Origin of the sequence: Pseudomonas fluorescens (assembly GCF_001307275.1) — a bacterium.
Classification (GTDB): Bacteria; Pseudomonadota; Gammaproteobacteria; order Pseudomonadales; family Pseudomonadaceae; genus Aquipseudomonas; species Aquipseudomonas fluorescens_AA.
Genome location: NZ_CP012831.1, coordinates 5,089,245 through 5,111,712, shown reverse-complemented (window position 1 = coordinate 5,111,712; position 22,468 = coordinate 5,089,245). Strand labels below are relative to the sequence as shown.

17 protein-coding genes and 2 pseudogenes are annotated in these 22,468 nt (G+C 60.0%); 7 read left to right on the top strand and 12 right to left on the bottom strand.

From position 1 onward, the window contains the following. Positions 1-3: 3 nt before the first annotated feature. From AO356_RS22915 to AO356_RS22890, 7 genes and pseudogenes are all read right to left on the bottom strand, one after another. Positions 4-2,013 carry a hypothetical protein gene (locus tag AO356_RS22915; RefSeq protein WP_060741685.1) on the bottom strand — a complete coding sequence of 670 codons (2,010 nt, stop codon included), beginning with the start codon at positions 2,011-2,013 and terminating at the stop codon, positions 4-6. 95 nt (positions 2,014-2,108) lie between these two features. Continuing rightward, positions 2,109-2,912, bottom strand: coding sequence for a hypothetical protein (locus tag AO356_RS22910; RefSeq protein ID WP_060741684.1), 804 nt, complete (start codon positions 2,910-2,912; stop codon positions 2,109-2,111). Between the two features lie 371 nt (positions 2,913-3,283). Continuing rightward, the gene (locus AO356_RS22905) at positions 3,284-4,471 is read right to left on the bottom strand and encodes a pyridoxal phosphate-dependent aminotransferase (RefSeq protein ID WP_060741683.1); all 1,188 of its coding nucleotides are present in this window, start codon (positions 4,469-4,471) and stop codon (positions 3,284-3,286) included. A gap of 41 nt (positions 4,472-4,512) precedes the next feature. Continuing rightward, a pseudogene (locus tag AO356_RS33450) lies at positions 4,513-5,112 on the bottom strand (methyl-accepting chemotaxis protein); the annotation flags it as partial. A gap of 303 nt (positions 5,113-5,415) precedes the next feature. Then, a pseudogene (locus AO356_RS33445) lies at positions 5,416-6,138 on the bottom strand (MCP four helix bundle domain-containing protein); the annotation flags it as partial. Between the two features lie 188 nt (positions 6,139-6,326). Further along, a complete protein-coding gene (locus AO356_RS22895) occupies positions 6,327-7,463 on the bottom strand; it encodes a glycerate kinase (protein ID WP_060741681.1) in 1,137 nt (378 codons plus the stop codon). A 284-nt stretch (positions 7,464-7,747) separates the two neighbouring features. After that, complete coding sequence (locus tag AO356_RS22890; protein ID WP_060741680.1) at positions 7,748-8,872, bottom strand: sugar diacid recognition domain-containing protein; 1,125 nt, start codon at positions 8,870-8,872, stop codon at positions 7,748-7,750. A 184-nt stretch (positions 8,873-9,056) separates the two neighbouring features. Between AO356_RS22890 and AO356_RS22885 the strand changes: the two genes are divergently transcribed. The 3 genes from AO356_RS22885 (at position 9,057) to rarD (ending at position 12,606) form a co-directional block, all read left to right on the top strand. Then, positions 9,057-10,367, top strand: a complete 1,311-nt coding sequence (locus AO356_RS22885; RefSeq protein ID WP_060741679.1) for an MFS transporter — start codon at positions 9,057-9,059, stop codon at positions 10,365-10,367. 194 nt (positions 10,368-10,561) lie between these two features. Then, positions 10,562-11,596 carry an aldo/keto reductase gene (locus tag AO356_RS22880; RefSeq protein WP_060741678.1) on the top strand — a complete coding sequence of 345 codons (1,035 nt, stop codon included), beginning with the start codon at positions 10,562-10,564 and terminating at the stop codon, positions 11,594-11,596. A 125-nt stretch (positions 11,597-11,721) separates the two neighbouring features. Continuing rightward, complete coding sequence (rarD, locus tag AO356_RS22875) at positions 11,722-12,606, top strand: EamA family transporter RarD (RefSeq protein ID WP_060743174.1); 885 nt, start codon at positions 11,722-11,724, stop codon at positions 12,604-12,606. Between the two features lie 176 nt (positions 12,607-12,782). Here rarD and hppD read toward each other — a convergent pair whose 3' ends face one another. Both hppD and AO356_RS22865 read right to left on the bottom strand, forming a co-directional pair. Then, positions 12,783-13,859 carry a 4-hydroxyphenylpyruvate dioxygenase gene (gene hppD, locus AO356_RS22870; RefSeq protein WP_060741677.1) on the bottom strand — a complete coding sequence of 359 codons (1,077 nt, stop codon included), beginning with the start codon at positions 13,857-13,859 and terminating at the stop codon, positions 12,783-12,785. A 250-nt stretch (positions 13,860-14,109) separates the two neighbouring features. Beyond that, a complete protein-coding gene (locus tag AO356_RS22865) occupies positions 14,110-15,054 on the bottom strand; it encodes a DMT family transporter (RefSeq protein WP_060741676.1) in 945 nt (314 codons plus the stop codon). Positions 15,055-15,300: 246 nt separating this feature from the next. Between AO356_RS22865 and AO356_RS22860 the strand changes: the two genes are divergently transcribed. From AO356_RS22860 to AO356_RS22850, 3 genes are all read left to right on the top strand, one after another. Beyond that, entirely contained in the window at positions 15,301-16,164 is an 864-nt protein-coding gene (locus AO356_RS22860; protein ID WP_060741675.1) for a LysR family transcriptional regulator, read from the top strand. Positions 16,165-16,395: 231 nt separating this feature from the next. After that, complete coding sequence (locus tag AO356_RS22855; protein ID WP_060741674.1) at positions 16,396-17,940, top strand: EAL domain-containing protein; 1,545 nt, start codon at positions 16,396-16,398, stop codon at positions 17,938-17,940. 224 nt (positions 17,941-18,164) lie between these two features. Then, entirely contained in the window at positions 18,165-18,530 is a 366-nt protein-coding gene (locus AO356_RS22850) for a histone-like nucleoid-structuring protein, MvaT/MvaU family (protein WP_058544518.1), read from the top strand. Between the two features lie 108 nt (positions 18,531-18,638). Here the strand turns inward: AO356_RS22850 and AO356_RS22845 are convergent, their stop codons facing one another. Continuing rightward, positions 18,639-19,175, bottom strand: coding sequence for a DUF4946 domain-containing protein (locus AO356_RS22845; RefSeq protein WP_060741673.1), 537 nt, complete (start codon positions 19,173-19,175; stop codon positions 18,639-18,641). A gap of 195 nt (positions 19,176-19,370) precedes the next feature. Here AO356_RS22845 and gloA point away from each other — a divergent pair, with 195 nt between their 5' ends. Then, the gene (gloA, locus tag AO356_RS22840) at positions 19,371-19,892 is read left to right on the top strand and encodes a lactoylglutathione lyase (RefSeq protein ID WP_060741672.1); all 522 of its coding nucleotides are present in this window, start codon (positions 19,371-19,373) and stop codon (positions 19,890-19,892) included. Between the two features lie 169 nt (positions 19,893-20,061). Here gloA and ahpF read toward each other — a convergent pair whose 3' ends face one another. Continuing rightward, on the bottom strand, positions 20,062-21,624 hold the full coding sequence (ahpF, locus tag AO356_RS22835) for an alkyl hydroperoxide reductase subunit F (protein ID WP_060741671.1): 1,563 nt from the start codon (positions 21,622-21,624) through the stop codon (positions 20,062-20,064). A 124-nt stretch (positions 21,625-21,748) separates the two neighbouring features. Beyond that, positions 21,749-22,312, bottom strand: a complete 564-nt coding sequence (gene ahpC, locus AO356_RS22830; protein WP_047227636.1) for an alkyl hydroperoxide reductase subunit C — start codon at positions 22,310-22,312, stop codon at positions 21,749-21,751. Positions 22,313-22,468 lie beyond the last annotated feature (156 nt).

Here is a 22,468-nt window from a genome sequence, read left to right as displayed (position 1 = left end):
CCGTTATGGCCCTGGGTTAACATCTTCGCAATACTGCGCTTCACTGTTGGTCACCAACACATAATGTTCGGCTTCCGCTGACGGTGGCGTTGGCGTCGTGCCTGTTCGCGTAATGGTATAACTGAGGCGACCGTTGCCACGATTAGCCGGCTTGAAGTGCGTCTCGTAAGTACCTATCTCGATGACCTCTCCCGCATCGGGAAACGTACCGCTGATATTAAGATCCACCGTAGTTCCCGTGCCTGGAATAAGGATTGGGGGGATCTCATTGGTATAGGCGGCCCATGACAAAGTGACAGTTTCTCCGTCAACCGTGTAAGAGCTTTTCGGAATGCGCACCTGCAAGTTACGTCGTGGGGTGCCATCACCGGAAGCCCCAAAGTTCAAAGTGGAACAACCGATCCGTTTAAGGGGTCCAGCCAGGTTCAACACCTCCGGCATAGGCGTCTGAATAGGAAACTCTTCTACCTGGACATCTTTAGGGAGAGAACCCATCGGGTTAGGGTTGGTCGCGGTATAGAGCGACCATCGCAGCACCTTCGTTCCGCTCCCCTGGTCAAGAATCGTTTGCCATGGCAACGCTGGTGTAAGCTGGGTACCTTCTTGTCCATTGGTCAAACGGATAGTGTCGCCTACTTTGACGTCATCATAGAATACATCAATCAACCATCCTTCTTGGGTCGGAGGCGCGGAAAACAGATCAATTTTAATCGTTGCCGGATCACCGAAATCCGACTCTAGAACCTCATCAATAGAGCCTTTAAGGGTTTCTAAAGTAGGAGCAGTCATCCTCGGATTTATTGGGCTGGGCTCATCCGGATTTTCCGGACCAACATAAAAAATATTAACCTTGATATCCACATCACTCCCACCCTTAGGAGTCCCCCTGAACATCTGGTAACTGATATTTGTCAGTTCATCTCCGTCCGTATCGCCATAAACCCGTTTGATAATTTCGAAATCAACGTTCCTCCAAGTCAACTTTCCATCAACACTTTCCTGCACCCTTTTTTCGCCAAGTGGCTCACTGCCCCAATAAGCCATAACAGTGTCCGTAGGTACGTTCGGCGTGGGCACCTCGACAATGATATCGACCCCTTCATTACAGTCGCGCAAATCAATTAAATCATCGCCATCCTCGCCGTTGGCCAGTGGCACCACCGGTGGTGGAAAAACCGTCGGATCGGGGATACGTTTGATCTCACGATAGCTGGGATCGGAGGGTTTGCTGATATTACCTGCAAGGTCCGTCACTACATATCGAAGTGTATTGACGCCCTCATCGGACTCTACAAACACCCTGATGGGCACGAGAACTTCATATGAGGATGGCAGCGGCCCCTCATAGGCGGGTTCGTCGCGATTAACGTCCGGTGCCACACCCCAGAAAACCTTGATTGTATCCGTCGCATGATAGTTGTAACTTCCAACTTTGATCGTGATGCCGTTCGGATTATTGCCAATATAGGCTTCATCAATCGGATCATTCGGCCCCAGATCCGCAGGAAATGCAGCAGCCTGGGGGGACCGGTTCGATGGCGGCTCCTTGACTCTATAAGGAGGAGTACGGTCAATGGCGTACGTCGTAATATCCGACAACCCCTCATTAGTCCCGCCATACCAATAAATATACTGAACTTCATATTCAGTGGGTGTTTCTGGAACCCTGTCTTCTGTCAAGTATTCCATGGGAATAAAGCGCGACAATGGCCACTCCCGATCCGCAATAGCTCCTAACTCAAGAAACTCTTCAATATCCTGCCAACCTGCCTCACCTTTTTTGCGGATTTTGAACTCGATCAGATCATCTGGGTCCTCAGGCTCGGAGGGTCGAGGAATGGTGTACCGTAGTGGCGCGTCGAGCGCCGCCACCGGAATTCTCAAGTCGTTCGGAAGTGTTTGTGCCGTAATGGTGACAGCCGGAGGGTTTGCAAGTGGCCCACCGGATTTCCCATACTTTTTTTCAAGTACTGCTCTTCTGGACAGTTCGGCTTGTTTAAATATCGAGTTCATTTAGCGTCTCCATTTCTTCACAATCATTGCGACACGATGCCAAGAAGGATGTACTTCTGCAGCCTCCCGATCAAATACCTGTTTTTTTACCCCATTCAAGGACCACACGGAAGTTCCTGCCCCGCTCGAATCCTATCTATTTTCACCAACGCCAGCTCCGAAGAGCCAACCAGTTTCGTACCGCGATAAACACGATAGGTGACGGTAGCAGAGGAGCTCCGCTCCATTGGCTTTATATGAACATCATAGGGCAAGATAACTATTTCGTAGCCTTCGAGAATATCCTGCTCACTTAAAGCAGGGCGAATAACGGTCTTTCTTGCACTGATGACTTCTGGACCGCTGTCATTCAGACTTAAAAACCCCCGCCAGAATACTTCGCAGCGATCCCCAACGAGAAATCCGGTTAACGGTGGAATCTTGACTGTGACGCCCTCCCATAACGGAGGCACCGTGTCACAATTCAGATAACCCCAAGGGGTGGCGTGTACAAATACAGCTTTCAGAAGATCATCAGGGACAGGTACATGATCGATAGTCAGTAATCGCTTGTATGACTCGGCTGGATTATCAGCCGTATCGAGAAGTTCATACCACAACTGGCCTACACCATCATGCGTCAGATACTCCGGGCCAATAGGTATAAGGAACTCAGGTTTCATATCCGCCGGCTCATAGACATTTACTATCTCCACCGGAGCTTGTCCGACTTGTTCAAAACGGACAGTCAAAATATCCCTTTCTCCTGGTTCCTCTGCATGCTGAGGCCATAAAGGAACGACGACCTCAATTCCCGTCAGTAATAAGTCAGGTGGAATATGTCCCTCAGGATCGACATCCGGATCAGCAACGCCCACCACCTTGGGTGTCTCGAATATCAGCGGTTGATTGGGCGCCATAGGTAAGTCCACTGTTCATGTTCATTTTTTTACTGAAGCGATTTAACGCCGAGGCGGATGCGGTGACTACTGTCAGGTCTGACAGGTCTCAATACCGTTTATCGGAATGCGCTGCTCTCGAAAAAACAACCATGCATGCCCATACGCCATGCAGGACGTGAACTGACAGACTGTCTATTCGAAGGGTTATCACTAAAGGCTGAAGCGCTTGCGTAACACTGATGACCCAGATACCGAACCGAGCATCTGGTTTAATCAGGGGACAATCGCTGAGGTTACGATGGACTAATGGCCTATCGCGAACAGATCGCTCTCACACAGGATATGTATCGCAATGCCCGCCGAGGTCCGACCATCCGATGACCAATTCTTCAAACCTGCCGTACCCGCAACAGGTCTGCTGCACACAACACAATTCGCCGGCACGCATCCGCCAACTTCACCTGATCGACCACCAACCCGATCCGAATATGCCCCGCCGCACTCGGTCCGAACGCCTCGCCGGCCAGCACCGACACGCCATACCCATCCAACAGCCGCTCGGCAAACACCTGGGCGTCGAGGCCGGTCTGGCGCACGTCGACCATCACGAACATGCCGCCGTCGGGCCGCACCGGCTTGAGGCCCGGGCAGTCATCGAGCATGGCGCAGACCAGGTCGCGGCGCTGGCGATATTCCTCGTGCATCTGCGCCACCTCAGGCAGAGCCTGCTCCAGCGCGACTTGGGCGGCGCGTTGCACGAAATCCGGCAAGCCGAACAGCATGCACAGCGACAGGTTCGCCAAGTGCCCGGCCAACGCCTGCGGCCCGATGACCCAACCGATGCGCCAGCCGGTCATGGCGTGGGATTTGGACAGGCTGTTGATGGTCGCGGTGCGCTCGGCCATGCCCGGCAGGCTGGCCGGGCTGATGTGTTCGCCTTCGTAGATCAGGTCGCTGTAGACCTCGTCACTGATCAGCCACAGGTCATGTTCGATGCACAACCGCGCCAAGGCTTGCCAGGTGGACATCGGCAGGCTGGCGCCGGACGGGTTGTTCGGGCTGTTGAGCAGCATCGCCCGGGTACGCGGGGTAATCAGGCGGGCAACGTCCGCCGGTTCGACCCGAAAACCATTCTCCGGGCGGACCGCCACCGGCACCACTTTTGCCCCGCAGGCACCGAACACCGCTTCGTAGGTGACATACATCGGCTCTGCGACGATGACTTCGTCGCCTGCGTTGAGCAGGCATTGCGCGACCGCGTACACCGCGCATTGCGCCCCCGGCAGCACAACCACATGTTCGGCGCCTACGCCTAGGCCGCAGCGCAGGCGGTGACGCCGGGCAATGCTGGAACGCAGGGTGTGCAGGCCGCGGATGTCCGAATAATGAGTGTCGCCAGCCCGCAGGCTGCCCACCGCCGCATCGACGATGGCCCGTGGCGTGTCAAAGTCCGGGTCGCCCACCGACAACAGCAACACGTCCATGCCCTGTTCGCGCATGGCCAGCGCCCGGTCGTGAATATCCCAGGCAGCGGCACCGTCGCCGGTGATGCGTTGGGTCAAGGCTGAAAAGCGCATGTACGTCTCCTGGTTGCGCGATGTCCAGCCTCAACCCTATCTCAAATCACAAACCGCGCCACCATCGCATTCAAACCCACCGCCAGGCGCGACAGTTCATGAGTGGCGTCGCTGGTCTGTTTCGCGCCGCTGGCCGATTGCGTAGCCAGGTCGCGGATGTTCACCAGGTTGCGGTCCACTTCGCGGGAGACCTGGGCCTGTTCTTCCGAGGCGCTGGCAATGACCAGGTTGCGTTCGTTGATCTGGTGGATCGACTGGGTGATCTGCTCCAGGGCCACGCCGGCGGCCCGGGCCATCTCCAGAGTGCTTTGGGTGCGCTGGTTGCTCTGCTGCATCGATTGCACGGCCTGGCCGGTACCGTTCTGGATGCCGGCGACCATTTTTTCGATTTCCTGGGTCGATTGGGCAGTGCGATGGGCCAGGGCCCGGACTTCATCGGCTACCACTGCGAAACCGCGTCCGGCTTCCCCGGCACGGGCGGCTTCGATGGCCGCGTTGAGCGCCAGCAGGTTGGTCTGTTCGGCGATGGCGCGGATCACGTCCAGCACCTTGCCAATGTCCCGGCCCTGGACCGCCAGGCCTTCGATCATCGAAGCGGTGGCTTGCACGTCGTGGGTCATGGTCTGGATCGCATCGACGGTTTCCACCACCCGCGAGCGCCCTTCCTGGGCAGCCTGGGTCGACTGGTTCGAAGCTTCGGAAGTGGACACCGCGTTGCGGGCGACCTCCTCGACGGCGGCGGTCATCTCATTGACGGCAGTGGCGGCCTGCTCGATTTCATTGTGTTGCTGTTGCAGGCCGCGGGAGGATTCCTGGGTGACCGCGCTCAGCTCTTCGGCCGCCGCGCCCAATTGGCTGGCGGAGCCGGCGATCTGCTCGATGGTCTGGCGCAGGCTGCCCTGCATCGCGGCCAAGGCCTGGAGCAAGCGACCGGGTTCATCCTTGCCATCAACCGCTATGACCTGGACCAGGTTGCCGCTGGCAATGATCCGGGCGGCCTCCAAGGCCCGGTTGAGTGGCGCGACGATGCTGCGGGTCAGCAGCAAGGCCAACACGACCGTGGCCAGCGCGGCAATGAGCGAGACGACGATGATGCCGGTGATGGCGCTGTTGTAATGCTCGCCGGCCAGGGCCGATGCCTCACCGGCACTGGCTATGTTGAGGGCAATGAGCTTATTGAGCTGCTCGCCCATCAGGTCGGTGCCTTCCTTGATCCGCGTATTGATGTGGGTACGCAGTTCGTCAGCCTTGTTCTGGCGCGACAACTCGAGCATTTCTTTCTGGGCTTGCAGATATTTGTCGAGGGTCGCCGAAAAGACTTTGTACAGCTCAGCCTCTTGCGGCGAGGCCGGCAACGCGGCGTAGCTGCTATTGGCCTTGTTCAGTTTTTCCACCAGCACACCGATGCGGCCCTCGGCCTCTGCCAGACTGGCCGGGTCGCGGTTGACCAGGATCCGGAACGAAAGAATGCGCATGCGCAACACGCTTTCCAGCACGTTGGCCAGGTAGCCGACGCTGGGCACTTGGGTCTGCTCCATGTCCAGCGAAGCCTGGCGGATGACTGACATGCGATTGGCGGCGAATAAGCCGAGGACAACGACGAGCAACGCGATGACGGTGAAGCCCAGAAAAGCCCGGGGAGCGATATTCAAGCTGCGTAGAGACATGGGAAGACCTCGTTGTGATGGGGTCGAGCATCCATGCCGCCAGCGTACGGGTTGGAATAATTGTGGGTACGCCTGAGGTCGTTATCGGCCAGGCTCCAGGCTTTTTGCAGGGGGATGTAAAAAAATATTTCACGAGGCTTCTGTGGCGAAGGAGCTTGCTCCCTCGCCAGGTGTAATGCGCGACCGCTTTATCGGCGCGCCACCCGCCACAACCGGGCGATGTCCTGGGCGCGCTCGCTCAGCAGGCGCGGCGCGTCGACGCAGGCTTCTTGCAGGGTCATCGGCCCGCTGGCCAGGGCGAAGGCGGCGTCGATGCCGTGTTCATACAGCGCCTGGTAGCCCTCCCCCAGCGTACCGGCGATGACCAGCACCGGTACGCCCTGCTGGCGGGCGATGCGGGCCACGCCGAAGGGGGTCTTGCCGCGCAGGGTCTGGGCGTCGAAACGGCCTTCGCCGGTGATCACCAGGTCGGCGCCCTCGATCGCATCGGCCAGCCCGGTCAATTGGGCGACGACGTCCACGCCGGTCCGGAACTGCGCCCCCAAAAAAGCCTTGGCCGCGAAACCCAGGCCGCCAGCGGCACCGCTGCCCGGTTCGTCGCGCACATCCTTGTTCAATGCCTGGGCGCACTGTTCGGCGAAATGCCCCAGGGCCCGGTCCAGTGCCTGCACTTGAGAGGCCGAGGCGCCCTTCTGCGGACCGAAGACGGCGGATGCGCCATGGGGTCCGCACAGCGGGTTATCGACGTCGGCGGCGATCTCGAAACTGACGTGGGCCAGGCGGGGGTCGAGTTCGCTCAGGTCGATGCGCGCCAGGTTCGCCAAAGCCAGTCCGCCGGGAGGAAGGGGTTGGCCCTGGTCATCCAGCAATGCCACGCCCAAGGCCTGCAGCGCACCGGCGCCGGCGTCGTTGGTGGCACTGCCGCCAATCGCCAGGATCACCCGTTCGGCGCCTTCATCGAGGGCCGCGCGAATCAGCTCGCCGGTGCCGTAGGTGCTGCTGGCACAGGCATCGCGCTGCCCCGGCGCTACCAATTGCAAGCCACTGGCCTCGGCCATCTCGATGATCGCGGTGCGGCTCTCGGCCAACCAGCCCCAGCGTGCCTCGACGACGACACCCAACGGACCACGAACCCGGGTGTGACGCCACTGACCGTTGCAGGCTGCCAGCACCGACTCCACCGTCCCCTCCCCGCCGTCGGCCATCGGGCACTTGATCAACTGCGCATCCGGCCAGACCTGGGCCAGCCCCTGGGCGATGGCATCGGCGACGCCCTGGGCGCTGAGGCTGTCCTTGAACGAGTCGGGGGCGATGATTATTTTCATATTATTCTCCGGTTCCGATGCACAGCATGCTGCCAGTTGACCGCAGGCCTGACGCCGGTCCACCGCACAAAAGACACCGCGCATTATTGTTCAATTTCACAAATACCGGTTTTCCAGGAAGATTCAGGTTGAAGCTGCCGGCCTCATCGCGAGCAGGCTCGCTCCCACAGAAGTAGGGCCGCAGATCAAACTGTGGGAGCGAGCTTGCTCGCGATAGCGGTGTGTCAGCTTGCATAGGTATTGGATGTGCCACCGTCATCGCGAGCAAGCTCGCTCCCACAGGGTTACAGCGGTGTGCTTTCGGTCTGGGGCAACAGTTGCACCCCCAGGTACAATGCCAGCATCCCGTCCAGGCGCAACGGATCCACGCCGCTGAGTTCGGCGATGCGTTCCATGCGGTAGCGCAGGCTGTTGCGGTGGATGCCCAGGGCTTCGGCGCAGGCTTGGCTCTGGCCGTCGTGCTCGCACCAACTGCGCAAGGTGGCGAGCAATTGGCCGTTGCTGTCCTTGGCGATGACCTTGCGCAAAGGGCTCAGCAATTCATCCAGGGCGTCGTCGCTGCGATGGCGCCAGAGCATCACCGGCAGGCGATAACGGGCAAGCGTCAGCAGGCGCGACTGCGGCAACACATCGCGCCCGTAGGCCAACAGGTCCCCGACTCGCCGGTAACAACGACGCAGGCCCGCGAGCCCTTCGGCCTGGCCGCCCACTGCCACGCGCAGAATGCTCCAGCCCAACCCGTCGAGCTTGGCCAGCAGCCGTTCGTTCTCCACCGAGGCGGTCACCGGCCGGCACCAGAGCAAGGAAGATTTGGACGACGTCAGGCACCAACTGTCCGGGTAGCGCGACATCAGCCAGGCGCTCAATGTCTCGACGGTCTGGCCCGGTCCATGCTCCAGGCCCAGCTCGAACAGGTACGGCACCCGCGACAATTGTGGCTTGAGCCCCATTTGCCGGGCTTCGTCCAGCAGTCGCGGCGAATCCCCGGCGTCCCCCAGCAGCAACGCCAACAAGTCATCGCAACGCTGGCGGCGCCATTGCTGCTCGGCCTGTTGGTTGCGCTGGCCCACCAGCATCTCGGCGGTCATGCGCACCAGTTCGGCATAGGTACGCAGTTGCGCAGGCTCGCCGGTGATGCCCAGGACGCCGATCAGCCGTTGATCGAGCATCAACGGCAAGTTGATCCCCGGCTGCACGCCCTTGAGGTGCATCGCGGTATGCTCGTCGATTTCCACCACCCGCCCGTTGGCCAGGACCAGTTGCGCGCCTTCGTGGCGGGTATTGACCCGCTCGCGCTCGCCGCTGCCGAGAATCAACCCCTGATTGTCCATGACATTGACGTTGTACGGCAGGATCGCCATCGCCCGGTCGACGATGTCCTGCGCCAGGTCGTGATCGAGTTCGAACATGGGCGGTGTTCCTTGCAGGCGGCGTGGATTGTTGTTTCAGGCATGGGTTTGGTCAGGCGCACAGGGTCTGCCTCCAAACCCTGTGCCCAGGCACAAAGACACGGGCCCTTGGGCTGGCCGAGACTCAAGGGGCGGTCAACGTTACCCCTTGGCTCGCAAAAATCATAATAAAGAGAGACCCGCCATGTCCCAGAGCGCAACGGCCCTCCTGGCTACCCCCGACGAAAAAAATACCGTCTACAAGCGCATCACCCTGCGCTTGATCCCGTTCATTTTCATCTGCTACCTGTTCAACTACCTCGACCGGGTCAACGTTGGCTTCGCCAAGTTGCAGATGCTCGATGCCTTGAAATTCAGTGAAACCGTGTACGGCCTCGGTGCCGGGATCTTCTTCATCGGCTACGTGCTGTGTGGCGTGCCAAGCAACCTGGCCCTGACCCGGTTCGGCCCCCGGCGCTGGATCGCATTGATGATGATCACCTGGGGCACGCTGTCGACCTGCCTGCTGTTCGTCACCACCCCCACCGAGTTCTATACCTTGCGGCTGTTTACCGGCGCCGCTGAAGCCGGGTTCTTTCCTGGCGTGGTGCTGTACCTCTCGCAATGGTTCCCGACGTTCCGCCGCGGTCGGATCATGGCCTTGTTCATGTCGGCCATCCCGGTGTCCGGCCTGCTGGGCAGCCCGTTTTCCGGGTGGATCCTCAACCACTTCGCCGCGGGCCAGGGCGGCCTGGCGGGTTGGCAGTGGATGTTCCTGCTGCAAGGCATCCCGACGGTGATCCTCGGCGCTCTGGCGTTCTTCCTGCTCAGCGACACCTTCGCCAACGCCAAATGGCTGACCGCCGAGGAACGCGCCGTGCTCACCGCCGACCATGCCGAAGACCTGGCCAACAAGCCAAAAAGCACCACCGACTCGTTGCTCGCGGTGTTCAAGAACCCGGCGATCTGGGCCTTCGGCCTGGTGTACTTCTGCATCCAGAGCGGCGTCTATGCGATCAACTTCTGGCTGCCGTCGATCATCAAGAACCTGGGTTTCAGCGATAACCTGGTGATTGGCTGGCTGAGTGCGATTCCTTACCTGCTGGCAGCGGTGTTCATGTTGCTGGTGGGCCGCTCGGCGGACTTGCACAAGGAGCGTCGCTGGCACTTGGTGGTGCCGATGCTGATGGGTGCGGTCGGGCTGCTGATCGCCGTCAACTTCGCCACCACCCCGGCCATCGCCATCATCGGCCTGTCCATCGCCACCATGGGTGCCCTCACCGGCCTGCCGATGTTCTGGCCAGTGCCCACCGCCCTGCTCAGCGCCGGAGCCGCCGCCGGTGGCTTGGCCTTGATCAATTCCATGGGCCAGATGGCCGGTTTCCTCAGCCCGTATCTGGTGGGTTGGGTCAAGGACACCACCGGCTCGACCGACGCGGCGCTGTACCTGCTCGCCGGGGTGATCGTGTGTGGCAGCCTGCTGGCGCTGCGCATGACCCGCACCCTGCGCACCTGAGGCCCTTTTTTCCCTGTGGGAGCGAGCTTGCTCGCGATAGCGCCGGATCAGTCGGCATTGATGTTGACTGTTCGACCGCCATCGCGAGCGAGCTCGCTCCCACAGTTGATTTGGGGGGTTTGAGAATTCTGTTTGATCCGTGCGGTGGTTCTGGGGTTTGATTGAGCCTTTCCCATGGATGAAAGGATCTTGTCATGAGCTACCGCACGCTAGGCCATTCCGGGTTGCAAGTCTCGACGTTGACCCTGGGCACGATGATGTTCGGCGAACAGACCAGCACCGAGGATTCGCTGCGGATCATCGACAAGGCCTGGGACCAGGGCATCAATTTCATCGACACCGCGGACGTCTACACCAACGGTCGCTCCGAGGAAATCGTCGGCGAGGCGATCGCCCGTCACCGCCATGAATGGGTGCTGGCCACCAAGGTCGGCTTCGGCCCGCCGGACGGCGTGCCCAACCGCAGCGGCCTGAGCCGCAAGCACCTGTTCAATGGCATCGAGGCCAGCCTGACGCGCCTGGGCACCGATTACCTGGACATCTATTACCTGCACCGCGAAGACCACAACACCCCGCTGCACGTCACCGTGTCGGCCATCGGCGACTTGATTCGCCAGGGCAAGATCCGCTATTGGGGCCTGTCGAACTACCGTGGCTGGCGCATCGCCGAAGTGATCCGGATCGCCGACAGCCTGGGCATCGACCGCCCAGTGATCAGCCAACCGCTGTACAACATCGTCAACCGCCAGGCGGAAACCGAGCAGATCACCGCCGCGCAGAACTACGGCCTCGGCGTAGTGCCGTTCAGCCCGCTGGCCCGCGGCGTACTCAGCGGCAAGTACGCGCCGGATGTGGCACCGGACGCCAACAGCCGTGCCGGCCGCCAGGACAAACGCATCCTGGAAACCGAATGGCGGGTCGAGTCCCTGCGCATTGCCCAGCAGATCCTGCAATACACCCAGGGCCGGGGCGTGGGTATCGTCGAGTTCGCCATCGCCTGGGTGCTGAACAACAGCGCCGTGACTTCGGCCATCGTCGGGCCGCGCACCGAGGAGCAATGGGATTCGTACACCAAGGCACAGGCAGTGAAGATCAGCGCGGAAGATGAAGCCTTCATCGATTCGCTGGTGACGCCGGGGCATGCGTCGACGCCGGGGTTCAATGATGTGAGTCATTTCGTGCCGGGGCGAGTGCCCGTGGGAGCAAGGCTTGCCCGCGATGAACGATAACGCGGTTCAACCGTTCAACCGCAGCGCGGCCATCGCGGGCAAGCCTTGCTCCCACACACTTGCTCCCATGGATAACCTTGCCAGCCAACAGTTTGGGTTGATTGATCGCCCTCAAGAGAATCACCGTGTCCAAAGGCATCGCTCTATCGGTCTCGGCCTCTGCGCTGTTCGCCGTCATGTACTACTACACCTCATTGCTCTCACCCCTGAGCGGCGTGGAGATCTTCGGTTGGCGCATGCTGCTGACGATGCCATGCATGACCGCCTTCCTGCTGGTGACGCGGGACTGGCACCTGGTCACGGCGCTGATCCAACGCCTGGTTGCCACGCCACGGCTATTGATCGCGGCAATCGTCTCTTCGGTGCTGATGGGTGCGCAGCTGTGGCTGTTCATGTGGGCGCCGCTCAATGGCTACAGCCTGGACGTGTCGCTGGGGTACTTCCTGTTGCCGCTGTCGATGGTCCTGACCGGGCGCATCGTCTATGGCGAGCGCCTGTCCTACCTGCAGAAAGTCGCCGTGTTCTTCGCCACCCTTGGCGTGTTCAACGAGTTGTACCGGGTGGGCGGTTTTTCCTGGGCAACCTTGCTGGTGGTGATCGGCTACCCGATCTATTTCATCCTGCGCAAACGCATCAAGACCGACAACCTCGGCGGGCTCTGGCTGGACATGACCCTGATGCTGCCCGTGGCGCTGTGGTTCGTGCAAAGCGGTGAACAGGGTTTCAACGTGTTCGATCAATACCCGCGGCTGTCGCTGCTGATCCCGTTGCTCGGGGTGATCAGCGTCAGCGCGCTGGTGTCTTATATCGTCGCCAGCCGGCTGCTGCCGTTCAGCCTGTTCGGCTTGTTGAGTTACGTCGAACCAGTCTTGCTGCTGGGCGTTGCGCTGCTGTTGGGCGAAAGCATCAAGGCCGGTGAATGGCTGACCTACATCCCCATCTGGATGGCCGTGGCGGTGTTGGTGTTCGAAGGCTTCAAGCACCTGGTGCGGCAGCGGCGCAGGGCTTGAGGCCAACATCAGCCCCTGTGGGAGCGAGCTTGCTCGCGATGGCGTCGGATCAGCCAATATTGATACAAGCTGACCCACCGCTATCGCGAGCAAGCTCGCTCCCACAGGGGTCTGCGTCATTCAATAAAAAGCCCGCCTGGCATCACTGCCAGGCGGGCTTTTTTTGCACTCAGGTGTTACTCGGTCGCCAGCACACCACGACGCACCTGGTCACGCTCGATGGACTCGAACAGCGCCTTGAAGTTGCCTTCGCCAAAGCCGTCGTCGCCCTTGCGCTGGATGAATTCGAAGAACACCGGCCCCATCAGGGTTTCCGAGAAGATCTGCAGCAGCAGGCGCTTATCACCCTGTTCGGAAGCACCATCGAGCAAAATGCCCCGCGATTGCAGTTCATTCACTGGTTCGCCGTGGTTCGGCAGGCGGCCTTCGAGCATTTCGTAGTAGGTGTCCGGCGGCGCGGTCATGAAGCGCATGCCGATGCTTTTCAAGTGGTCCCAGGTCTTGATCAGGTCATCGGTGAGGAAGGCCACGTGCTGGATGCCTTCGCCGTTGAACTGCATCAGGAACTCTTCGATTTGCCCGGCGCCCTTGGACGACTCTTCGTTCAACGGGATGCGGATCATGCCATCCGGGGCGGTCATGGCCTTGGAGGTCAGGCCGGTGTATTCGCCCTTGATGTCGAAGTAACGGATCTCGCGGAAGTTGAACAACTTCTCGTAGAAGCCGGCCCAGTAGGCCATGCGGCCGCGGTAGACGTTGTGGGTCAGGTGATCGATGATTTTCAGGCCCGCGCCCACCGGGTTGCGGTCCACACCTTCGAGGAACACGAAATCGATGTCATAGATCGAGCTGCCTTCGCCAAAACGGTCGATCAGGTACAGCGGCGCGCCGCCGATGCCCTTGATGGCCGGCAGGTTCAGCTCCATTGGGCCGGTCTCGATGTGGATCGGCTGGGCGCCGAGTTCCAGGGCGCGCTTGTAGGCCAGTTGCGAATCCTTGACCCGGAACGCCATGCCGCACACCGACGGGCCATGCTCGGCGGCAAAGTACGAGGCCACGCTGTGGGGTTCGTTGTTGAGGATCAGGTTGATCGCGCCCTGGCGATACAGGTGCACATCCTTGGAGCGGTGGGTGGCCACCTTGGTGAAGCCCATGATCTCGAAGATCGGCTCCAGGGTGTTGGGGGTCGGGGATGCGAACTCAATGAATTCGAAGCCCATCAGGCCCATGGGGTTTTCGTATAGATCTGCCATGTCGGCGCCTCATCATTCTGGTCAATTAACAAAAAACGTTAGTTGCAGGCAATGCTGGAGACACGGGGCGGCGCGCAGGAAATGCCACGAACGCTGCGGGCGAGGAAATCGCCGTAGATCAGTTGAAACCCAAGTATCTTCATTGTCGACCCAAGGCTCTTGCGGGCGAGGCTTCTGCTGCCAGAAGACGTTATTCTTATATGCGTAAATCGATTCTACACAGCGTAACCGGATTTGTCCGCCTTCTGTATCAAATCGCCTTTTCCTTCGACCGCGCAAGGGGTTTGTTGCACAGGAAAATACCCACCAGGATCACGCCCCCGCCGACGCACATCAAGGCCGTGAGCCGTTCGTCCAGCAGCAGCGCCCCCAGCAGCACCGCCGTCAGGGGGTTGAGCGCGATGAATACGCCAGAGCGGGTCGCGCCGATCCGGCGAATGCCGTCATACCAGGCGATATAGGCCAGGGCCGAGCCCAGCACGCCGAGGTACAACAGGCTCAGCCATTGCTCCATGTCCAGCGCGCGCAGGGCATCGAGCCGAACCTCGCCCGCCGCCGCGCAGGTCAGCCACAACATCAGCGTGCCCAGCAGAATCGACCAGGTCACGGTCTGCAAGGGGCCGAGGCTGTCATTGAGTTTTTTCGAAAACAGCGAATAGATGCCCCAGCCCAGCACGCAGCCAAAAATCAACAGGTCGCCGATCCAGCCCTGCGTCGAGCCTTGTAGCAAGGACGGATCACGACTGACAATCACCAACCCCGCCCCGCCGATGCACAGCACGATGCCCGTCACTTTCAGGCGGCTGAGCCGCTCCTTGAACAGCCACCAGGACGCCAGCCCGATCACCGCCGGGTTCAAGGCCACGATCAGCGAAGCCCGCGACGCATTGATGTACTGCAAGCCATAGAAGAAGCACAGGTTGTAGAAAAAGATGCCGAAGAACCCCAGCGCCGCCAATTGCAGCCCCTGCTTCACAGTGGGCCTGGCCAGCGGGATCCCGGCCAGGGCGAGAAACGCCAGCAGCGCGAGACTCGCCAGCAGGAACCGCAGGCTGGCGGCAAACATCGGCGCCAGGGCATCGGCAAGGATCCGGCCGGCCACGAAGGTCCCGCCCCAGATCATGGTGACCATGGCGAGCTTCAGGTAGACGGGCAGGTCCGACGGGATCGGGACGGTTTGTTCGAGGGTTTTCATGGTTTCACCACCGCACGCTAATGAGAACAACGCAAAACCTGTGGCGGGGGGATTAATTGTGGGAGCAAAGCTTGCTCGCGATGAAGGCGGCGCGACTCAGCAGGCAAACCGAGTCATCGTTCATCGCGAGCAAGCTTTGCTCCCACAGGTTGCGACCTCGCTACAGGTGTTGTGCTGCTTCCTGATTCAAGTCAGATACCTCATTATCTGGCTCATGCATTGTCATCGTAAAATGAGCGATCACTCATGACCCTCACTCAACTCGAAATCTTCTCCCTGGTCGCCGAGCTGCGGGGTTTCACCGCCGCGGCCACGCGCTTGGGCATTGGCCAGTCCGCGGTGTCCCACGCCATCAAATCCCTGGAACAAGAGTTGGGCGTGGAGTTGCTCAGGCGCCATCAGTCGGTGGTGGAACTCAGCGACATTGGCCAGCAGCTTCTGCTGCGAGCCAGGGCCATGCTCGGGCTGGCCAACACCTTGCGTCAGGAAGCCGCCGATGCCCGGGGCATGCGCCGAGGCACCTTGCGCATCGGCTCGTTCGGGCCGACGTCATCGATGAAACTGTTGCCCGGAATCCTGCGGCGCTATCGAGCCTTGCATCCCGGGATCGAAGTGCACATCGACGAAGGGCCCGACAGGCAGATCATCCAATGGCTGGACGAACGGCGGATCGACGTCGGTTTCGTGGTGCTGCCCGAGGAGCGTTTCGATACGTTCGCGTTGCTGGAAGATCAGATGGTCGCCCTGCTGCCCGCCTCACATCCCCTCGCCGCCCAGGCCAGCCTGAGCCTCAAGGACCTGTGCAACGACCCCTTCGTGCACACCGAGGCGGGATCGTCGGAGCTGGTCACGCGCCTGTTCAATGCCGCCCGGCTGACACCGAACGTGCGCTTTCGTTGTTCGCAGTTGCTCAGCACCCTGGATGTCGTCAGGCGTGGCGAGGCGGTGAGCGTGGTGTCCGAAGGGTCATTGCCGGACGAGGGAAATCCCGGTTACGTCGCCCGGCCCTTGTCGCCGCGGGTGCCGCGCCAGATCGGCCTGGCGGTATTGGACAGCCGCCAGGCCTCGCCCGCCACCCTGGCGTTCATCGAACTGGCCCGACAGTCATGAGCCCGGCATCAAACCTGGGGGGAGCCTGGCATTGAACCTGTGGGAGCAAAGCTTGCTCGCGATGAAGACACCTCGGTTCTCCAGACCGCATGATCGTTCATCGCGGGCAAGCCTTGCTCCCACAGACTTCGCTCCCACAGTCACGCTGCGGTCAGCAAGCTCTCGGCAAGCCATCTATCATGGTCGGCATCCGACGATTCCCCCTCATCCTTTTATTCTCAGGTTGTGCCGATGCCCTTGACCGCCACCCGCTCGCACACCCGGCCCCGTCGCTATCTGATCACCCTGCTTTGCGGCCTGGTGCCAATCCTTTCAGGGCTGGTCATTTTGTACATGCAAGCCGAACGGACGCTGGCGCAACACACCCGGCAGACCGCCGAGGAGTCGGTCAGGCAAATCGAACTGATGCTCGACAACACCGCGTTGGCGGCCCGTGAACTATTGCCCTTGGCCGGCCAGCCCTGCGAAGCGGTGAAGCTGGCCTTGCGCGAGCAAGTGACGCGCCGGCCCTTTGTCCGCTCGACCAACCTGATCTGGGACAACAACCTCTATTGCAGCTCGCTGTTCGGGGCGTTCGAGGAACGCGTCAACCCGAGCGACTATCACCAAGGCACGCTGTGGCTCCTGGACGGCAACCCGGTGACGCCGGACACCGCGTTGCTGATCTACCGGCTCAATGAGGGTCGGCAAGGCGCCTTGGCCACCCTTGACGGGTATCACCTGGCCAACGTCCTGCGCCTGATCGGCCGCCAGACCCGGCTGCGGTTGCAAGTCGGGCCGAATTGGCTGGCGGCGGACGGCAAGGTCCAGCCAGCCCCCTTGCCCGGGTCGGCGGTGGCCCAGACCGAACTGAGTTCAGCGCGCTACGCCTTCAATGTAGAAGCCGGATTCGACGAGGGTGAAACCTGGCGCTACATGGCCAGGGAATATCCGCCGCTGTTCAGCTTGCTGATCTTCTTCGGCGTTGTGGCCGGGACGCTCGGACACTGGCTGCAACAGCGCGCCTCGTCTCCCAGCCGTGAATTGCAACGGGCGCTGGAAGCCGGCGAGTTCGTGCCCTACCTGCAACCGGTGGTGCACAGCGACAGCAAACGCTGGGCCGGCGTCGAGGTGCTGATGCGCTGGAACCATCCCAAGGAAGGCCTGGTCCGCCCGGATCTGTTCATTCCCTTCGCCGAACACAGTGGCGTGATCGTGCCGATGACCCGCGCGCTGATGCAGCAAACCATGCACCTGCTAGCGCCGCTTGCGCCTCGCCTCGAAGCGCCGTTTCATGTCGGCATCAACATCACCGCGCGCCACTGCCAGGATCTGGCGCTGGTGGACGATTGCCGCGAGTTTCTCAATGCCTTCGCGCCGGGTGCGATGACCCTGGTACTGGAGTTGACCGAGCGCGAGCTGATCGAACCGACCCCCGTGACCCGCCAACTGTTCGACCAACTGAGGGATTTGGGCGTCAAGATCGCCCTCGACGATTTCGGCACCGGTCATTCCAGCCTGGCGTACTTGCGCCAGTTCAATGTGGACTTCCTGAAGATCGACCAGAGTTTTGTCGCGATGATCGGTGCCGACGCCCTGTCGCGCCACCTCCTCGATAGCATCATCGAACTGTCGGGCAAGTTGGACCTGGATATGGTTGCCGAGGGCGTCGAAACCGTCGAACAAAGCGACTACCTGAGCGCCCATGGGGTGAACTTTCTACAAGGCTATCTATTTGGCCGACCGATGAGCGGGCAGGCATTCGTCGAGACCTTGACCGGCACTAATGGCAGTTAACTGCCGTCGATCTATTGACGATGTCCTGCCAATTGATAAAAGCGTTTACTGTTGTTACATAACGAAAAAGTTACGATTTACACTTTCTGGATTAACTACTACAATTTTTCTACCTGTGCCACATAACAGGAGAGAGTCATTAACACCGAGTCGCTTCAAGGCGCTTGGCTTATAGCTTTGTTTGCGGTTGGTATCAGCCAAATATTTTGATTGGAGTAATCATTTTGTCCAGACTCGCTGAATTTCGTGCAGCCGAAAAGGCCCTTCAAGAACAGCTCAAGCAGCTGGAATCGCTGAAGAACGATGCCGGGCTCAAGAAGGAAATCGAATTCGAGGAAAAGCTCCAGGGACTGATGAAAACCTACGGCAAGAGCCTGCGCGATATCGTCGCGATCCTCGATCCGAACCCGTCCAAGGCGAGCCTGCAATCGACCAAGCCCACCAAGACACGCCGCGCGCGAGTGGTGAAGGTTTACCAGAACCCGCACACCGGCGAGTTGATCGAGACCAAGGGCGGTAATCACCGCGGCCTGAAAGCCTGGAAAGAACAGTACGGTGCGGCGACCGTCGATTCCTGGCTGCGTGGTTGACAGTGCTTGGCTGACAACCCCCAAGACGCAAAAAAGCCCTGAATACTCAGGGCTTTTTTATGGGCTGGACTTTAGGATTAAATCCATTGGCGTATTACGCTGAAGGCGTCATAGTTTCAAACTGTTTCGCACCGACTGTATTTCATCCTGGCTTTCAACAAACACCTGTGCCTGCCCTGCATAGGACAGCACATAAGCCTTGCCCTCATTTAGTGCCGCGACGAGTGCCTGGGACAATACATGTCGTCCGTTTTGCGTGATCGTGCAAGTGGTTTCCAATGCAGTTACGCCGCCCAACATTGAGGCATGGACCTTAGTGCATACACTTTGGTAACCACCTTGGAAAAAATCCTTCTGGATTGACTTGCGCATTTCTAGCAATACGCCTTGCAAGTTGACCTGATGATCGGGCTCGACGGGGGTGGTGGTCAGTTCCATGACCATCACGGCGTTGCCTGCAGGATCACTTTTGGTTGCCCGTTGGCGCAGGGTTCCGGGGGGCGCCGAGGCCGATGCGTCTGCCGGCAGCGGTTCGACAACCCAGCCCTGGGGCCACAGGATCTGCGGTTCGGCGGCCTGGGCACCACCGACACTCGCAACACTGGCAAACAGCAGGACAAACAGCGAAAGGAACGGTCGAATCATTGCGAGGCCACTCAAGGACGAATCGTAAAGTCTGAAGCCCGGGGCAGCACCAGGCAATAGCCACGTGTGGTTTGGCGATGCCGCGCCCCTTGCGTATCATGGGCGCACCTGCAAGGAAGCCGTCTGACGCAAGCCCAGGAACCGTCGCGACCACGCTTGCGACGCCGTTTGCCCCACTTATTTTCCGGAGGGCCCATGAGCCTGCACGAACTCAATACTTTCCCTGGCGTCACCGCACAACCTGACGCCGCCACGGCCAGATTCGTCTTCAACCACACCATGCTGCGGGTCAAGGACATCACCAAGTCCCTGGATTTCTACACCCGCGTGCTGGGTTTCTCGCTGGTGGAAAAACGCGACTTCCCGGAAGCCGAATTCAGCCTGTATTTCCTGGCGCTGGTGGACAAGAACCAGATCCCGGCGGACGCGGCAGCGCGTACCGAATGGATGAAATCGATCCCTGGCATCCTGGAACTGACCCACAACCACGGCACCGAAAACGACCCGGCGTTCGCCTACCATAACGGCAACACCGACCCACGGGGTTTCGGCCACATCTGCATCTCGGTACCGGACGTCGTCGCAGCCTGCGAGCGCTTCGAAGCACTGGGCTGTGACTTCCAGAAGCGCCTGAGCGATGGCCGCATGAAAAGCCTGGCCTTCATCAAGGACCCGGATGGCTACTGGGTCGAAATCATCCAGCCTGCGCCGCTGTAAAACTCACCCCCCTGTGGGAGCGAGCTTGCTCGCGATGAGGCAGCACATTCAGCATTGATGCAAGCTGACCCACCGCCATCGCGAGCAAGCTCGCTCCCACAGAATGATGGCCGATAAAAAACCCCATGAGCCAGGGCCCATGGGGTTTTGTCTTGCCGCTTTCGGCTGTTTATGCCGGCGCGGAAGTGCGGATCAGGTGGTCGAAGGCGCTCAGCGAAGCCTTGGCGCCCTCACCCACGGCGATCACGATCTGCTTGTACGGCACAGTGGTCACGTCACCGGCGGCGAACACGCCTGGGATCGAGGTCTCACCACGGGCATCGACGATAATCTCTCCCCTCGGCGACAGCTCGACGGTGCCTTTGAGCCAATCGGTGTTGGGCAACAGGCCGATCTGCACGAAGATCCCTTCCAGCTCCACGTCCCGCACTTCACCGCTCGGACGGTCCTTGTAGCGCAAGCCATTGACCTTCTGGCCGTCCCCCGTCACTTCGGTGGTCTGGGCGTTGGTCACCACTGTCACGTTCGGCAGGCTGTGCAGCTTGCGCTGCAACACCGCGTCGGCACGCAATTGCACATCGAACTCCAGCAACGTGACGTGGGCCACGATACCCGCCAGGTCGATGGCCGCCTCGACGCCGGAGTTACCACCGCCGATCACCGCTACACGCTTGCCTTTGAACAGCGGGCCGTCGCAGTGCGGGCAGTACGCCACGCCCTTGTTGCGATATTGCTGCTCGCCCGGCACGTTCATTTCGCGCCAGCGGGCGCCGGTCGCCAGGATCACGGTCTTGGCCTTGAGGCTCGCACCGCTGGCGAACTTGATTTCATGCAGGCTGCCATCCTTGCCCGGCAGCAAGGCATCGGCACGCTGCAGGTTCATGATGTCCACGTCGTACTGCTTGACGTGCTCTTCCAGGGCAACAGCCAGTTTCGGCCCTTCGGTTTCCTGGACCGAGATGAAGTTTTCGATGGCCATGGTGTCGAGCACCTGGCCGCCGAAACGTTCGGCCGCCACACCGGTGCGGATGCCTTTACGGGCCGCGTAGATCGCCGCCGAAGCGCCAGCCGGGCCGCCGCCGACCACCAGCACATCGAAAGCATCCTTGGCGCTGATTTTCTCAGCCTGGCGTTCGATGCCGCTGGTGTCGATCTTGGCGAGAATCTCTTCCAGGCCCATGCGGCCCTGGCCGAAGTTCACGCCGTTCAGGTAAATGCTGGGCACGGCCATGATCTGGCGTTCATCGACTTCGGCCTGGAACAGCGCGCCGTCGATGGCGACGTGGCGAATGTTCGGGTTCAGCACCGCCATCAGGTTCAGCGCCTGGACCACGTCCGGGCAGTTCTGGCACGACAGCGAGAAATACGTCTCGAAATTGAACTCGCCTTCAAGGGCGCGAATCTGTTCGATGACCTCGACACTGGCCTTCGATGGGTGGCCGCCGACTTGCAGCAGGGCCAGCACCAGCGAAGTGAATTCGTGGCCCATGGGGATGCCGGCAAAACGCAGGCTGATATCGGCTCCCGGGCGGTTCAACGAAAACGACGGCTTGCGCCCATCGGTACCGTTGTCGAGCAAGGTAATCTGGTGGGAAAGACTGGCAACTTCTTGGAGTAACGCGAGCATTTCCTGGGATTTCGCACCGTCGTCGAGGGAGGCGACGATCTCGATCGGCTGGGTGACCCGTTCCAGGTATGACTTCAACTGAGCTTTAAGATTGGCGTCCAACATACGGGCGATTTCCATTTTGTGAATTCAGAAAAAAACAACGCCCGAGCGAATCTCGCCCGGGCGTTTTTTGGGGCGAAGCGGCTTACTTGATTAAGAGCGGATCGCCCTCGGATGACTCACAGACTTAGATCTTGCCGACCAAGTCCAGGGACGGAGCCAGGGTGGCCTCGCCTTCTTTCCACTTGGCTGGGCAGACTTCGCCCGGGTGAGCGGCAACGTACTGAGCGGCCTTGACCTTGCGCAGCAGCTCGGAAGCGTCGCGGCCTACACCACCGTCGTTGATCTCGACGATCTTGATCTGGCCTTCAGGGTTGATCACGAAAGTACCGCGGTCAGCCAGGCCGACTTCTTCGATCAGCACGTCGAAGTTGCGGGAGATGACGTGAGTCGGGTCACCGATCATGGTGTACTGGATCTTGCCGATGGCTGGCGAAGTGTTGTGCCAGGCGGCGTGGGCGAAGTGAGTGTCGGTGGAGACGCTGTAGATCTCGACGCCCAGTTTCTTGAATTCGGCGTAGTTGTCGGCCAGGTCTTCCAGCTCGGTTGGGCAAACGAAGGTGAAGTCGGCTGGGTAGAAGAACACGACAGACCATTTGCCTTTCAGGTCGGCGTCCGACACTTGGACGAATTCGCCGTTTTTGAAGGCGGTAGCGTTGAACGGTTTAACTTGGCTGTTGATGATAGGCATCGATGTTTCTCCATCAGGGTTGAGAAGTTGATGGAGGGAATCTTAACCACTCATCCCCCGGCTGGCTCATTGGCAAACCTGATGTGAATGATTGGTTTTGGCTATCAGGAATCTATATAGATAGAAAAAATCTGTGGGCGCTGGTGGAGGCTGCGA